This window comes from Halomonas citrativorans, assembly GCF_014898005.1.
Classification (GTDB): Bacteria; Pseudomonadota; Gammaproteobacteria; order Pseudomonadales; family Halomonadaceae; genus Vreelandella; species Vreelandella citrativorans.
Window position 1 is genome coordinate 243,027 of sequence record NZ_JABUYX010000003.1, and the last position, 14,964, is coordinate 257,990.

Genomic DNA, 14,964 nt, shown 5'->3' on the forward strand with positions numbered 1-14,964 from the left:
ATATAGTCAGGGTTAAAAAGCTTCCCACTCTGCGTGGTCGCTGTGGGTTGGCGTTGATCGTGGCGCGGAGGCCGCCGGTAAACTTTTTTCCGCAGCGCGAGGCGGCGTAGAATTCGTTTGCTTAGGCAATGAAGTGCGCTGAGGCGTCTGAGATCCTAGCAACTTAAAGACGGCAACCGCCTGCTCTAACTGATTGGCCTGCTCTTCCAATGAGGCAGCAGCCGAGGAAGCTTCCTGGACAAGGGCAGCGTTTTGCTGGGTGACCTGATCCATCTGCCCAACCGCATGGCTCACCTGCTCAATGCCATCGCTTTGCTCCTGTGAAGCGGCCGATATCTCATCCATGATGTCAGTCACACGGCGCACGGCAGTGACAACGTCTGACATGGTAGAACCTGCTTGCTCCACGAGCGTTGAGCCTTGCTTAATCTGGCTCACCGAGGCATCAATTAGCGTTCTGATTTCCTTGGCAGCATCGGCACTACGACTAGCAAGATTGCGCACTTCACCCGCCACCACCGCAAAGCCACGACCCTGCTCACCGGCACGTGCAGCCTCCACTGAGGCATTCAGTGCGAGGATATTGGTTTGAAACGCAATGGAGTCAATAACACTGGTGATATCGGCCACTTTTTGCGAACTTGTCGATATACCATGCATCGTTTGAACCACTTGGCTGACCACTTGGCCACCGTGCTCAGCAGTTGTCGAGGCATCTGCCGCCAGCGTGCTGGCTTGACGCGAATTATCTGCGTTCTGCTTCACGGTGGCCGTCATCTCTTCCATGCTGGCTGCGGTTTCCTCAATGGCCGCCGCTTGCTGCTCCGTACGTGAGGAAAGGTCGGCATTGCCGCTAGCGATTTCCCGCGTACCATAGTGGATTTCAGAACTGCCCTCTCGGACCCGAGCAACAATCCCCGTCAGGTTTTGCTGCATGGTGGCCATCGCCGAAAACAGGCGACCAATCTCGTTATTGCCCGCCTCAGGTAGTGGTTGGGTAAGATCCGCTTCGGCAATTTTATTTAACCGTTTAACCGCATCGTTTAAGGGCGTCGTCACGGTGCGGCGTAAGCCAATATAAATGGCAAGCGTAACCAGCAACGCTATACCCAATGCAATGGTGCTAACCAGTTTAAAAAAGTTGCCTTGGGCGTGCGCCTCTTGGCCAATACCATCAACCAGCTGGAAGCCATACTCAACGAACGCCGTCGTGCTGGCTGCAAGGCTCATCAGCGGTTCACTTAACGCATCGCGCAGGTCGTTATAGGTATTCATATCCATCTGCTCAAAGCTTTCGTGCTGCTGCTTTACCAATGTCATAACGGCGCGAAAACTTTCGATTAACTCACTTCCTAACACTTCACCCTGCGGCGTACGAGGAGTCGCCACAAAGTTCTCAAAACGCATCTCGGCACGCTCAATACGCTCGGCGGCAATCGCCAACTGCTCGTTGGTTTGGCTCATCTGGCCAACCATTAAGTAGTTTGAAGCCACCTCCATAGCCAGCATGGCCTGGTTGAGTAGCGAATCGGCCCGATTAATCTCATTCAACTGAGCGCTACTGATAAGCCCGTAAGTCGCCAGATTTTCCTGTGATCGTTCCTCTGATAGAAAACTGATGCTCGCCAGTATGATAATCAGCATGGTAAAACACAGTAATGCTGCCACAACAGCCGCATGGATACTCAGGTTACGCAGTAAACGTGTCATTCGATCATCCCCTTCGCCAAGCATTTTTATAGTAAAAAGGTTTATACCCGCTGGGAGCGACCCGAGGCAGCTACCATTGCCATCAACCGGGCGGGAATATCATCGAGTGCCGCAACTTCCACGGCGCCCCCCACGGCTATCGCTTCACGCGGCATACCAAAGACCACACACGTCGCCTCGTTTTGGGCAACGGTAGGCGCGCCAGCCTGGCGCATTTCCAAAAGCCCCGCAGCCCCATCTTTGCCCATGCCGGTTAGAATCACCCCGATGGCGTTACGCCCAGCCTGTTCAGCGGCGGAATGAAACAGTACATCGACGGATGGCCGGTGCCGGTTGACCGGCGGCCCGTTGTCCAGGCGTGCCACATAGTTTGCTCCGCTGCGTACGAGCTTTAAGTGCTGGTCGCCAGGGGCAATGTAGGCGTGGCCCGGCAGCATACGTTCACCATCAGTCGCCTCTTTGACGGTTATTCGACACAACCGATCCAGGCGCTCGGCAAACGAGCGCGTAAACCCTCCCGGCATATGCTGGGTGATCAAAATGGCAGGGGAGTTGGCAGGCAACGGCTCTAATACCGCACGGATGGCTTCCGTGCCGCCCGTGGATGCGCCGATGATAATCAGCTTTTCGCTTGAGACTAACGGCGCTTTTAACTGTGCAGGCGGTGGAGCATTTTTATGGCGCGCCTGACGCGGCCGTGAACGTGCGGCCGCACGCAGCTTTTCGGCGATTTCATTGGCGTACTCCATCATGCCATGCCGAATACCCAGGCTTGGTTTGGCCACAAAGTCCAGCGCGCCAAGCTCAAGTGCACGCAGCGTGATTTCCGAACCGCTTTGCGTGAGCGATGACACCATCAAGACCGGCATGGGCCGCAGGCGCATCAGGCGTTCCAGAAAATCGAGCCCATCCATGCGCGGCATTTCAACGTCAAGCGTGAGCACATCAGGGTTGTGTTGCTTAATTAAATCCCTGGCAACCAGTGGATCAGGCGCCACGGCAACCACTTCCATGTCCGGCTGAGAGTTGATAATTTCGGTTAACAAATCACGAATCAGCGCCGAGTCATCGACACACAATACTTTGATCTTGGCAGCGCTCAATGCACGCCTCCTTTGCAGTTAATGCCGGGTATACTGCCTTGTTTGCACGGATAACCACGCATTAGGCGTATGAAAAGCACGAAAATGGTTCCATTAAGCCCGCGTGTATACCGTCTGGCCCCGCAGCTTGAACGCATCACTAATATACGAAAAGTTTTCAGAGTGGCCGGCAAACAGCAGGCCATCCGGCTTCATAAGGGGCGCAAACCGCTTAAGAATCTTTGCCTGCGTCTCTTTATCGAAATAGATCATGATATTTCGACAAAAAATGGCATCAAACGGGCCTTTAATCGGCCACTGTGTCGACAGCAGATTAAGTGGCATAAACTCAACCAGCTCGGAAACTTCCGGGCGCACACGAGCGAGACCCTGTTGCTGCCCGGTGCCCTTCTGAAAAAAGCGCTTTACACGGGCTTCGTCTAATTTGCGCACCTGCTCTTGCGGATAAATACCGAGGCGCGCACGGCTTAGGGCATCGGTATCTATATCGGTGGCAATAACTTTCGCCTGCGCGGCTTTCGGCCCTAACGTTTCTAACAGCGTCATGGCCAATGAATAAGGCTCTTCCCCTGTTGAGGCAGCCGAGCACCAAATAGTGAACGGACCTTGCTTATGGCGAAGATGCTCTGCCAGAAGAGGGAAATGGTGCGCCTCGCGAAAAAACGCGGTCAGATTAGTCGTCAGCGCATTGGTAAACGCCTCCCACTCTTTTGCGTCAGGCTGACGCTCCAGACGCAACAGGTAATCGGTAAAACGCGTCAAGCCATGATGCCGAAGGCGCTTGGCTAACCGGCTATAAACCATCTCGCGTTTATGCTCGGCCAACACGATGCCAGCACGCTGGTAAATAAGCTCTCGTATTCGTAAGAAATCCGCATCCGTGAGCATCAGATCTCGTTCAATCTGATGACTAGACGCCCACTGATTGGCGTCGACACCTGGTTCGCGTTGTTCGCTCAAAATTCTTCCCATTCCTCTACAGGTGTCGCTTGTCGCTGCACAGCAGGCGCGGCTACTTTGTTGCGCGCTGCGGGGCTGGCAAGCGTTGTTGCTTGTTTAGCAGGTAACGTGTTCGCCAAGGCAACAGGGCGTTCTGGGCTCTTCTGGTTAAGCCGAACGGCTTCAACCGATAACGCCAGCAGGCTTGCCTGTTGCTCTAACGCGGCAGCCGCGCGGGCGGTTTCCTGGACTCGAACAGCATTTTGCTGCGTTGCTTGATCCATTTCGGCGACTGCCTGGTTTACCTCCGCAATACCACTGCTTTGCTCTTCAGACGCTGCCGAAATTTCGTGCATGATATTGGTAATACTGCGTGCCGCCTCAGCGACCTCACTGATCGCGGCTTCTGCTTTTTCAACCAGCCCAGCGCCCGCATTGACTTCCTTGTTAGAACCGTCAATCAACCCTCGAATTTCCTGGGCAGCGCCGGCGCTTTGTCCGGCTAAATTATGCACTTCTTCGGCCACCACGGCAAAGCCACGCCCATGTTCGCCGGCGCGCGCCGCCTCCACCGAGGCATTCAGCGCCAGGATGTTGGTTTGGAAAGCTATCGAGTCGATGGTATTGATGATATCGGCCATCTTTTGAGAGCTTTGGGTAATGCGTTGCATATTGTCTACCAACTGCGCCATTAGCTCGCCCGTTTGAGAAACCCGAGTAGAGTTATTATCGGCGAGTCGGCGGGCTTCTTGAGCGTTGTCGCTATTCTGACGTACGGTAGCCGTCATCTCTTCCATACTGGAGGCCGTTTGCTGTAGCGAAGCAGCCTGTTGCTCGGTACGTGAAGAGAGCGCTTCATTACCTGTCGCAATATCTTGTGCGGCAGGCGTTACGATATCTATCCCGCCTTTTACGTCGCCAATAATGCTGCTTAAGCTTTTACGCATGGCATTAAGCCCATCAAGTAGCTGGCCCACTTCATCGTGCTGACGCTTGGGCGCGGAAGCCGCCAGGTTACCGCCCGCGATTTGCAGCGTAAAACGTGATGCGCCCTTTAGGGGACGTATAATTGCGCGGAAGGTTAACCAACCAATCGCTATCAGCAGCGCCAACCCAACCCCCAGCACCACCGCTTGCGTTGCGATAATGGTGTTTTGCGCGTGCTGGGCATCAACCGCCATTTGTTCAGCCGCTTGCTGTTTTTGCTCAATGAGCTGATTCACGCTTTCAGAAAGTGCCCGCCCCTCATCAGACATGACGCTGATGACGGCGTCCAGCCCAGTAAACGCTTGGTAGGTCTCTTCGGCTTGCAGCACACGGGCCGCCTGACCCATTCCCTCCTCAAGAAAGGCCTGAAGTTGATCGTTAAACGCACTGGCAAGCGGCGTGTTATTGACCGCACGGGTGTAATAGCCCTGCCATACGGTGGCTACTTCTTCAGCACGCTGCTCAATGGTTTCACCTATTTCAAAACGCTGATTGATCAACTCCATACGCTCTGGTTCAATCATTCCCTGGCGCGTATTGGCGATCATTTGGTCAATTTGTTGCAGCCTGACGACATCGCGCAAGCCATCGCTATTAAGCCTCTCAAGCCGGTCACTCGACGCGTTAAGGCCGTAAAGCCCCAAGCCACCGCTAACCAACAGCAACGCCGCGGCGACCACGATCATGCCCACCAGTTTGGCACGAATGGTATTAAACTGAATCCTTTTCAGCCGCTGGCCGATACCGCGCTGACGCAGACGCCCCTTGTCCAGGTAGAGATGCTTGTTACGCCCTTCCCGTATTTCAGCATAAGCCTGTTCAGCATGCTTTATGGCCTCACGTGAGGCTTGAACACGCACCGAGGCGTAACCCACCACCTGCTCGTTTTCAATAATTGGCGTTACGCTGGCGTCCACCCAGTAGTGATCACCATTTTTACAGCGATTTTTAACCAACCCACGCCAGGTATCTCCGCCCTGTACGGTTTGCCAAAAATTCTCAAACGCGGCAGGCGGCATATCCGGATGGCGAACCAGGTTATGCGGAGCACCTATCAACTCGTCATGCGTGTAGCCACTTATCTCAATAAATGCCGGGTTCGTGTACGTAATACGACCTTTTAAATCCGTACGAGAGACCAGAAAATCGTCTTCTTTTAGCTCGATTTCACACTGCGAAATGGGTTGGTTATTGCGCATTTAGGGGCCTTATTGTTCAGTTCTTAAACTATCGTTGTTTATAGCGTTTGCTATTAAAATGCTTCCCAGGCTTCTGTTTCCACCTTTCTTGAAGCAGTGCCGATAGAAAGAGGCTTGGAAGTGACGGACGCGACAGGCCCCGCCGTGGATGAGGCGGATACAGGCGTTGGGTTATGAGCAACCTGAAAACGCTCAACGGTATTTCTTAACCGCGCCGCTTCGTCTTCAAGCTCATTGGCATTATGTGCCGCATGTTGAACAAGCTGAGCGTTCTGCTGAACCACTTGATCCATTTGTGCAACCGCTTGGTTAACCTGAGCAATACCGTTGCTCTGTTCTTCAGAGGCTGCAGCAATTTCATCCATGATATCGTTGACCCGCTGCACTGCATCCACCAGCGCCTGCATGGTCTCACCTGCCTGATTGACCCGCTGCGTGCCGGTCTCTACTTTACCCAACGAGGTATCAATGAGCGTACGAATCTCCTTCGCCGCGTTAGCGCTGCGACTGGCCAGGCTACGCACTTCCTGAGCGACCACAGCAAACCCCTTGCCATGCTCACCCGCACGGGCAGCCTCTACCGATGCGTTAAGCGCCAGGATATTGGTTTGAAACGCAATATTATCAATCAACGTGATGATATCGGCCACTTGATGAGAGCTGGCATTGATATCCTGCATGGTTTCAACAATGCCGCTCACTTCTTCACCGCTTCGCCTCGCTGTTAACGTAGCATTTTGCGCAAGCTGGCTAGCCTGACGTGCGTTATCGGCATTGTGGCCCACCGTTGAGGCAAGCTGTTCCATACTGGAGGCGGTCTCTTCAAGCGAAGAGGCCTGCTGTTCAGTACGCGAGGAGAGGTCGTTATTACCGCTGGCAATCTGTTGAGAGCGCGCATAAATGGACGACCCACTGCCACGCACAACGCTCACTGTTTCTGATAAAGAAGCCTGCATATGCGCCATCGCAACGTATAGCCGACCTATTTCATTATTGCCCGGTGCCGAGATCTGCTGGCTTAAATCGCCCTGCGCCATGCGTTCGAAATAGCCAACCAAACGATCCAGTGGCTTAAGTACATTGACCGTCACGCCCCAAATCACCACCACGACGGTCGTCACTGTGATCACCACAATGGCGATAAGCGCCCAGCGAATGCGGCCGGTAAAGTCCGAGAATTCAGCCTGTTGAACGCTGCCATCACTGGCGGCCTGCATGATGGCTGCCCCATGCTGAAGAGCATAAAAACCGATGCCACAGGCCACAATCACCAGTAACGAAAAGGAAGCAAGCACCAGCCCCCAACTGAGCCGCACGGTCATGTTTCCCAACATCTGCCGCATTAGCTGTGTCACAATGTTTTCTCCAAACACAACGTCACTCGCAGGCGCATTCCTTGGCGCTAGAGGGGCCGTTCAACTTGGGAAGACACGTTCCGTGTGGCCTTTTTAGTACAAAGTAGCGGCAGTCGCCTTAACGATTGCTGGTGCTATCCACCAATGCCATCTCTTCACTGGTAAGCAGCTTATCGATATCGACAAGTACCAGCATGCGGTCATCCAGGCTGCCAAGACCGCTCAGGAAATCAGACGACAGGGTGACGCCAAATTCAGGCGCCGGTTTAATTTGCTCAGGGTTTAATGTCATGACGTCAGAAACGCCATCGACCACGATACCCACGACGCGATCGGCGACGTTAACCACAATCACCACGGTCTGGCCGCCGTACTCCACGTTGTCAAGATGGAATTTGATACGCAGATCGACAATCGGCACAATCACGCCGCGCAGATTGGTAACCCCTTTAATAAAGTCAGGCGCATTGGCAATACGCGTTACATTTTCGTAACCGCGAATCTCCTGTACCTTCAAAATATCAATGGCGTACTCTTCTTCGCCTAATGAAAATACTAAAAACTCACGGTTTTCAGCTTCATCCGCGGCGAGAACCGCCTCATTATTTGCTTGACTCATGACGGCTCAGCCTCCTTATAAAAAGAGATAGGTTGATTATTAATCACTTTGCTCGCTTCTTTCTTGACCCTGCTCAAGCGATGCAGTCCTGTGATATCCAAAATTAGCGCTACGCTGCCATCCCCCAGGATGGTTGCCGCCGAAATCCCCGGCACCTTGCGGTAATTGTCTTCAAGGTTTTTCACCACTACCTGCTGCTGCCCAACCAGCTCATCAACCAGCATGGCGTAACGACGCCCTTCGCCCTGCACAATGACCGCGATACTCTGGGTAGGATCCGTAATGGCGTTTTCCACATCCAGAACTTCATGAACCGCAATAACAGGCAGATACTCGTCGCGTACCTTTAAGACAACGTCGTCTCCGGCCATCGCGTACATCTCGCCCTTGGTTGGCTGTAACGATTCAAGCACGGTAGAAAGCGGCAGAATAAACGTCTCCCCACCGACCTTAATCGACATGCCATCCAGTATCGCAAGCGTTAACGGCAGCACGATCCGCGTGTTGGTGCCTTCGCCTTTTTTGGACTGGATCTCAACACGACCGCCCATTCCCTGAATATTACGTTTAACCACATCCATACCCACACCACGCCCCGAGACGTCGGTCACGGCCTCAGCGGTTGAAAAGCCTGGCGCAAAAATAAGTTGGTAAACGTCTTCGTCGCTCATGGTGTCAGAGACGCTAAGGCCATTTTCACGTGCCTTGGCTAGCAGTCGCTCACGATCCATTCCGGCGCCATCATCGCGCACCTCAATCAGGATGTTACCGCCCTGATGGCGAGCAGAAAGTACGAGCTTGCCAATACGGGGCTTGCCAAGCGCTTCGCGCTTATCCGGCATTTCAATGCCGTGATCAAGGCTATTACGCACCAGGTGAGTTAAGGGATCGGTAATCCGCTCAACCAGACTCTTGTCAAGCTCCGTGGACTTACCCTCGGTCACAAGCTCTATCTCTTTACCCAGCTTGCCCGCGGTATCGCGAACAACACGCGGAAAACGGCTAAACACGAATTCCATGGGAATCATGCGGATCGACATGACCGCTTCTTGCAAGTCTCGGGCATTACGCTGCAAAAGGCTCATGCCATTTTGAAGCGAGCTGTTGCCCACCGACTGATCGTCCAAATCGCTAACCGTTTGATCAAGCATCGACTGGGTAATGATTAGCTCGCCCACCAGATTGATAATCTGGTCGACTTTATCCACCGAAACGCGAATGGAAGAGGACTCGGCGGCCGCCTTTTTCGACTTAGCACTGCTATCGGGCGTCTTTTTGGCCTCTGCAGGTGGGCGCGCAGCTTCTGGTGCAGGCGTTGTAGGCTCCGGTGTTACTGGAGCAGGAGCAGGCGGCGGCGTGCTTTTAGCCTCCTCTTGTGCAGTTGCAGGGGCACCACTCGCTACACGAATCTCAATCTGCTCTGGTTCAATGATGAAACACATGACGGCTTCAATATCGTCAGCGCTGACATCGCCACTCAGTATGACTTCGTAACATTTCTCATCGCCAGACTGCGACTGAACATCGCCCAGCTGCTCAAGCTCTTCAACCAGCAACGTACGCTCTTTTTCAACCACATTAAGCAGGGCGACAATCAGCTGGTTTTGACCGGCTGAGGCTTTCGCTGGTTCTTCAGCCTGGACGACCGGTGCAGGTGCCGCTGCCTCCACCGGCGCATCCAATGTTTGACCAATTTCTTCCAGAGCTATCTGCTGTAATACTTGGCAAATTCTTTCGTACGCCTCTTGATTGGGCGCTTCCTCGTTGCGATAGGCATCGAGTTGCTCATGCATGATGTCTTTAGCCTCTAAAAAGGTATCCACGAGCTCGGCACGCAGTACAAGCTCCCCTTTACGTGCATGATCCAGCAGATTTTCGAGTATATGCGTTGTCTTTTGTAGCACGCTAAAGCCGAAGGTACCTGCTCCACCTTTGATCGAGTGCGCCGCGCGGAAAATAGCGTTTAGCTGCTCAATGTCGGGATTATCGACATTGAGCTCCAGCAAGTGCTGCTCCATATCAGCAAGCAACTCTTCAGCCTCTTCAAAAAAGGTGTCAAAAAAATCCGCTATATCCATGCACCACTCCACTCTAACGTCATATTTTTGTCACAAGCCAACGCTAATCCGACGCATTTGTCGGCAGGGGCTCTTGCGTTAAGTCTTCGACCAGGTCATCCGCAGAAGCAGGCAGCGTGGCATCAGAACTCATCGTTCCCGGGTTGCGAATCGCCTCTGCGATTTCGGGTAGCAAGACGACAAGTTCAATACGGCGATTAACCGGATCTCGAGGATCCGTATCGGGTAACACGACACGGTTAGCAAAGCCTGATACGCGCAGCAGTTGATCAGGATCAAGCCCTCCGGTCACCAGCTCGCGGCGCGAGGCATTGGCACGATCATTAGAGAGTTCCCAGTTGCTATAGCCCCGATATCCTCCGGCATAGGGCACGTTATCGGTATGTCCACTAATACTAAGATCGTTAGGCAATTCGTTAAGTAACGGCGCAATCGTACGCAGTAAATTGCGCATATACGGGGCCACCTGATCACTGCCCAACTCAAACATTGGGCGTTGCTCGGTATCCAGCAGTTGGATACGAAGCCCTTCACGGGTTAAATCAAAGCGCATTTGCCTGCGTAGCTGACGCAGTTCGGGGTCTGCCTCAATGGCGCGTTCGATGCGCTCCTGTAGATCGGTGAAGAAACGTCGCTCCTGCATGCTTGGCCGGGTCTGCTGCATGGTATCGATGCGCGCCCTTTCACCATCACTGTGTGTCGGGTCCGGGCCACCACCAGGGATAACCCTGGTACTGCCTGATTGATCACCACCGGTGATTGCCGTCACCAGTGGCGTACTGAAATATTCCGCCACGCCGCGCCGCGTTTCTTCACTGGAGACACTTAAAATCCACATTACCAGGAACAGCGCCATCAGCGCGGTCATGAAATCCGCTAGAGCAATTTTCCAGGCGCCGCCGTGATGCGCATGCACCACCTTTTTACGCCGGATAATAATCGGGCGCTTTTCACCGCCCTTACTCATGCAGTACCGCCCTTCCTGGCATTTTTCACATACTCTTCAAGCTCGAAAAAAGTTGGACGCTCGGCGGTATACAGCGCTTTACGGCCAAACTCAACGGCCAGCTGAGGTGCGTAGCCGTGCAAACTTGCCAATAATGTTATCCGAATGCATTGCATCATCTTTTCTGCTTCCTGGGCTTGCCGACCGGCGAAGCTGGCAATGGGGTTAATAAAGCCGTAACCCAACAAAATACCCAGGAAGGTTCCCACCAGCGCGTGGGCAATCATTTCACCCATCTGTTGCGCAGTGGCATCCGCATAGGTCAATGCCTTGATGACCCCCATTACTGCCGCCACGATGCCGAAGGCGGGCATGGCATCGCCCACTTTTGCAATCGCATCGACGGGGACATGAGCCTCTTGTTCAAATACTTCGATTTCGTGCAGCATCAGCTCATCAATTTCCATAGGCTCCATGCCGCCACTCACCATCAAGCGCAGATAGTCCGTCAAGAACGTCATGACATGCGGATCAGCTAATACAGTAGGATGCTCTTGAAACAGGGGACTTTCTTGAGGGTTGTCAATATCTCGCTCTATGCCCAGCATTCCTTCACGGCGGATTTTTGACAATAGCTTGTACTGCATTGCCATCACTTCCATGTAAAATGCTTTGTTATATTTTTTTGCTCCCCTGAGTCTGGGCAGTAGTTTGAAGGTGGCTTTAATCGCTTTGATGTTGTTGGCAGCGATAAATGAGCCAACACCAGCACCACCGATAATGACTAGCTCAAGTGGTTGGTACAGAGGGCCTAGACTGCCACCTGCCAACACATAGCCACCAAATACACATAACAAAACGACTACATAGCCTAAAAGTATCAGCACAAGCAGGGTCCTTGCGGTGTTTCAGTATTAAGTAGGGAACCAAAACTTAGCCATCTGTTCGGATGGTTGAGTGGCGTTCCGGCTCAAGTACAAATTAGCTTTATCATACCAGGGCTAATGTACAGTCTAATTAAAAAGTAACGCCGCCTTTTAACGCTATCTATTCGTTAAAGGCGCATTTGATAATTCTTTTACCCTTCACTGATGCCGTGGCTATCTTCCTTGGCTTGCTGCGCCTTACGGGTTTTACCTGCCCGCGATGGCGGCTGACAAATACCACAGATATAGTCGTGGGCCGGGCTATGGGCATGAGCCACAAACTGCCCACCACAGCGGGTACAACGGCTAAACTCAAGCAGGTCGCTTTCAAAAAAGCGCACTAACGTCCAGGCACGCGTCAAACCCAATACGGGCTCGGCGCCCTCCAACATCATCTGCTCGTTGTAAAGTCGATAGGCTTTTACAAACGCTTCGATTCTCTCGCAGCAGGTGTCTCGCAGCAGACTGGCGTAGATATTGTAAAAAAGCGATGAATGAACATTGGGCAGCCAGGTAATAAACCAGTCGGTCGAAAACGGCAGCATGCCCTTGGGCGGCGACATCCCACAGACTTCTTTATAAAGCTTGATTAGGCGCGTACGGCTTAATTCGGTTTCCGTTTCCAACACCTGCAAGCGTGCGCCCAGCTCAATCAGCTCAATTGCCAGCTGCACTTGGTGCATTTCATCCACCAGGCTTTTCTGGGTCACCCCTTATCTCCTGATAATGACTCAAATGTATCGCCAGCTAACAGCAGCGAAGCGTGTAGACCGGCGAGTCCCTGATCGCGCGGATTCTCAGTGATCTGGCGTAACCGCTGAGCACTCGTCTGGCTGAATCGACATATCAGCTGGTTAGTACGCGCCAACTTCGTCAACTGGCGAGCACTCAGCGAAGACAGCAGTTCAGCGACGTCATTATCTATTTTCAAACGAAATAGTGCTGTCTCGCGGTCTTCACTTAACAGGCGCTGCGCGAGAAGCAAATAGGCTAAATTTATTTCTTCAATTTCATCGAGATAATTGGTGTGACTCATAATGTTCCATCAAATGACACAGGCGCAATCTTGTAACCGTTATGCGGACGCCTTGATGACTTTTCTGCCCCTTCGCCATGGTTGCACACTATCTATATATTGGCTACTTGGCTCAATCATGGCGTTTTAGGCCTTCGTCTGACAGTTCAAATACCCACACCAGCAGCTCTGCCACTACTTGATAGAGGCGCGGAGGTATCTCTGCGTCTAAATCCAGCTGCATTAAAAGTGCTACGATCTCAGGTGCATCATGCACATAAATCCCTTGCCGGTGAGCTTCCGCCATAATGCGCTCGGCAAGCTCGCCGTACCCCTTTGCGACAACACGCGGCGCACGTTCATTTTCCTGGTAAGCAAGCGCAACCGCCTGGCGACTACGTTCATTCGGCAAGGACATCACTACTCTCCAGCGGTATATACCGCGCACGCACCTGCGCTTTGTCCAAATCCAGTGCATTCAAACGCTGCTCTAAAGCAGGGACACCTTGCTCCAGATACTGATGCGTGGCTTTATCGGCCGTTGTTAAATCAATACTTAACACCGCTCGATAAAACCACAATGAGACGCTAAATGCCCCTAAACTAGGCACGTCCAACTGCATCTCAGAGCGCCACCCATCCTCCTCCTTATTATCCCCCTCACCGCCCCCATTTTTTTCTTGAGCAGGCAGATGGATCACAAGTGCCATAAAAATGCCTGCCCAAACGTCACCCTCCCAACGAACCACAGGCATGACCAGCATGTCCAACTGCTGACGTACGATACTTTGCAAACTTTCATGGACCACTTCACGGTGCCCACGATTACTGAGAGCTTCCATGCCTCGCTCATAGGCCATGGCATCGCGCGTCAACCTGGCATTATCCTCCATACTGGGCGGCGCACTTTGCGTAAAAGCTGCTGTATTCGGCATTGGGGCTGCACGCGTGGCGGCAGTCTGATCGTTGGATACATACTGCAAAGCGCTGCCGGGCACTATTGCTTTGGTTAAAGGCGACTCGGAAAAAGACGCCTTTAATAAAAACGGCACATTAGGCGATAACGCCTCGGCTGGCTGTAACGGTGCATGGAGCTGCAGCGGCGCACTTGGCAGTGATGCACCAGGCTGTAGCGCAACGCCTGAGGGCAGTGCGAGTGGGCGAGGGCCGGGCTGCATTTGCGGCTCTCGTAGCAGTTGCTGACGTGCCATATCGCCTTGAAACCAACGCTTTAAATGGGACTCATAAAACAGCCCGCTATCGCGTATGCTGGACTCCAAACGTTCCGCAACAACCGTCGCCGCTGGCGCCTCTTGCGCAGCCAACAAGGGCGCGGGTGGCCGAATGACAGCAGGTGGCGCAGGGAAGCGCAGTAACACATCCGCAATACTGCGCGCTGCTGGACTAAAATGGGTCTGTGTTGACCCCGGCGGCGTACCCTGCGTATCACCTCGCGCCAACAGCCTGTCACCGTTAAGTGACTCCGGCGCGCGCTTTAAATCATTCAGCAATGCCGGTTCAGTACGCCCATCAAGGCGTGAATCGCCCTGTAGAGCGCGCGGACCCTCACCAGGAGGAATCGGCTTAACAGGTTCGCTCAACGCATGCTTTAACGACACTTCCCCCTGCCGACCCAACACTTGATGCATAAGCGTATCAATCAACGGCGTGATACCACTCACTTGATCACTTCTCCATCGTCAGAACCCAAGGCACTAAAAGAAGCGCCCTGCTGGGGTGCGTAGGCACGATGAAGATCTCGCTGACGCTGAGAAACACCAATTAGCTTGCCTAACTCATCTCGCCTTGCCATCAAGCGACGCCGAATTTCCACATCATATTCTAAAATGCGCTCAAGTAACTCTGCCTTACGCTGCTTGGCGGGATCATCCAGCACCACCACGCTATCGAGCTTGCGCACCTCCTCGACCAGCAAGACATAATGGGTGCGCTGCTCAATCAGTTCTACCCACTGCTCGGCGCTGGCCAGCTCATGCATTTGAGTAACATGAACCAGCAGCCCCTCATACGCATCTAACAGTACGTGCGGTGCGTGATCGTGGGCATTTATGGAAGCTGCCATGAGG

The 14,964-nt window shown here is 53.1% G+C and carries 14 protein-coding genes; all 14 read right to left on the reverse strand.

What is annotated here, in order from left to right; all coding sequences use genetic code 11:
- Positions 1 to 12: 12 nt before the first annotated feature.
- Positions 13 to 1,710: a methyl-accepting chemotaxis protein gene (locus INT20_RS06205; protein ID WP_193056589.1), complete on the reverse strand. Its 1,698-nt coding sequence runs from the start codon at positions 1,708 to 1,710 to the stop codon at positions 13 to 15.
- Between the two features lie 41 nt (positions 1,711 to 1,751).
- Positions 1,752 to 2,813 carry a protein-glutamate methylesterase/protein-glutamine glutaminase gene (locus tag INT20_RS06210; protein ID WP_193053677.1) on the reverse strand — a complete coding sequence of 354 codons (1,062 nt, stop codon included), beginning with the start codon at positions 2,811 to 2,813 and terminating at the stop codon, positions 1,752 to 1,754.
- 93 nt (positions 2,814 to 2,906) lie between these two features.
- The gene (locus tag INT20_RS06215) at positions 2,907 to 3,773 is read right to left on the reverse strand and encodes a CheR family methyltransferase (RefSeq protein WP_193053678.1); all 867 of its coding nucleotides are present in this window, start codon (positions 3,771 to 3,773) and stop codon (positions 2,907 to 2,909) included.
- A complete protein-coding gene (locus INT20_RS06220) occupies positions 3,770 to 5,938 on the reverse strand; it encodes a methyl-accepting chemotaxis protein (protein ID WP_193056590.1) in 2,169 nt (722 codons plus the stop codon). The genes INT20_RS06215 and INT20_RS06220 overlap by 4 nt, the downstream gene beginning before the upstream one ends.
- Positions 5,939 to 5,991: 53 nt before the next feature.
- Positions 5,992 to 7,281 carry a methyl-accepting chemotaxis protein gene (locus INT20_RS06225; protein WP_226912073.1) on the reverse strand — a complete coding sequence of 430 codons (1,290 nt, stop codon included), beginning with the start codon at positions 7,279 to 7,281 and terminating at the stop codon, positions 5,992 to 5,994.
- A gap of 130 nt (positions 7,282 to 7,411) precedes the next feature.
- Positions 7,412 to 7,912 carry a chemotaxis protein CheW gene (gene cheW, locus INT20_RS06230; protein WP_193053680.1) on the reverse strand — a complete coding sequence of 167 codons (501 nt, stop codon included), beginning with the start codon at positions 7,910 to 7,912 and terminating at the stop codon, positions 7,412 to 7,414.
- Positions 7,909 to 9,990, reverse strand: a complete 2,082-nt coding sequence (gene cheA, locus INT20_RS06235; protein WP_193056591.1) for a chemotaxis protein CheA — start codon at positions 9,988 to 9,990, stop codon at positions 7,909 to 7,911. The genes cheW and cheA overlap by 4 nt, the downstream gene beginning before the upstream one ends.
- Positions 9,991 to 10,033: 43 nt before the next feature.
- Complete coding sequence (gene motB / locus INT20_RS06240; protein WP_087109056.1) at positions 10,034 to 10,957, reverse strand: flagellar motor protein MotB; 924 nt, start codon at positions 10,955 to 10,957, stop codon at positions 10,034 to 10,036.
- The gene (motA, locus tag INT20_RS06245; protein WP_193056592.1) at positions 10,954 to 11,823 is read right to left on the reverse strand and encodes a flagellar motor stator protein MotA; all 870 of its coding nucleotides are present in this window, start codon (positions 11,821 to 11,823) and stop codon (positions 10,954 to 10,956) included. Before motA ends, motB begins: the two co-directional genes overlap by 4 nt.
- A 191-nt stretch (positions 11,824 to 12,014) precedes the next feature.
- On the reverse strand, positions 12,015 to 12,572 hold the full coding sequence (gene flhC, locus INT20_RS06250) for a flagellar transcriptional regulator FlhC (protein WP_193056593.1): 558 nt from the start codon (positions 12,570 to 12,572) through the stop codon (positions 12,015 to 12,017).
- Entirely contained in the window at positions 12,569 to 12,898 is a 330-nt protein-coding gene (gene flhD, locus INT20_RS06255; RefSeq protein ID WP_193056594.1) for a flagellar transcriptional regulator FlhD, read from the reverse strand. Before flhD ends, flhC begins: the two co-directional genes overlap by 4 nt.
- A gap of 112 nt (positions 12,899 to 13,010) precedes the next feature.
- A complete protein-coding gene (locus INT20_RS06260; protein WP_193056595.1) occupies positions 13,011 to 13,295 on the reverse strand; it encodes an EscU/YscU/HrcU family type III secretion system export apparatus switch protein in 285 nt (94 codons plus the stop codon).
- Positions 13,279 to 14,559, reverse strand: coding sequence for a flagellar hook-length control protein FliK (locus tag INT20_RS06265; RefSeq protein WP_193056596.1), 1,281 nt, complete (start codon positions 14,557 to 14,559; stop codon positions 13,279 to 13,281). Before INT20_RS06265 ends, INT20_RS06260 begins: the two co-directional genes overlap by 17 nt.
- Positions 14,556 to 14,960 (reverse strand): flagellar protein FliT, encoded by a 405-nt coding sequence (gene fliT / locus INT20_RS06270; protein WP_193056597.1) that lies wholly within the window; start codon positions 14,958 to 14,960, stop codon positions 14,556 to 14,558. Before fliT ends, INT20_RS06265 begins: the two co-directional genes overlap by 4 nt.
- Positions 14,961 to 14,964 lie beyond the last annotated feature (4 nt).

What these genes read in the sequence shown, in the direction of transcription:
- cheA (WP_193056591.1), bottom strand. Translation starts at nt 9,990, where the DNA reads ATGGATATAGCGGATTTTTTTGACACCTTTTTTGAAGAGGCTGAAGAG.
- flhD (WP_193056594.1), bottom strand. Translation starts at nt 12,898, where the DNA reads ATGAGTCACACCAATTATCTCGATGAAATTGAAGAAATAAATTTAGCC.
- INT20_RS06260 (WP_193056595.1), bottom strand. Translation starts at nt 13,295, where the DNA reads ATGTCCTTGCCGAATGAACGTAGTCGCCAGGCGGTTGCGCTTGCTTAC.
- fliT (WP_193056597.1), bottom strand. Translation starts at nt 14,960, where the DNA reads ATGGCAGCTTCCATAAATGCCCACGATCACGCACCGCACGTACTGTTA.
- INT20_RS06225 (WP_226912073.1), bottom strand. Translation starts at nt 7,281, where the DNA reads ATGCGGCAGATGTTGGGAAACATGACCGTGCGGCTCAGTTGGGGGCTG.
- cheW (WP_193053680.1), bottom strand. Translation starts at nt 7,912, where the DNA reads ATGAGTCAAGCAAATAATGAGGCGGTTCTCGCCGCGGATGAAGCTGAA.
- motB (WP_087109056.1), bottom strand. Translation starts at nt 10,957, where the DNA reads ATGAGTAAGGGCGGTGAAAAGCGCCCGATTATTATCCGGCGTAAAAAG.
- INT20_RS06205 (WP_193056589.1), bottom strand. Translation starts at nt 1,710, where the DNA reads ATGACACGTTTACTGCGTAACCTGAGTATCCATGCGGCTGTTGTGGCA.
- INT20_RS06220 (WP_193056590.1), bottom strand. Translation starts at nt 5,938, where the DNA reads ATGCGCAATAACCAACCCATTTCGCAGTGTGAAATCGAGCTAAAAGAA.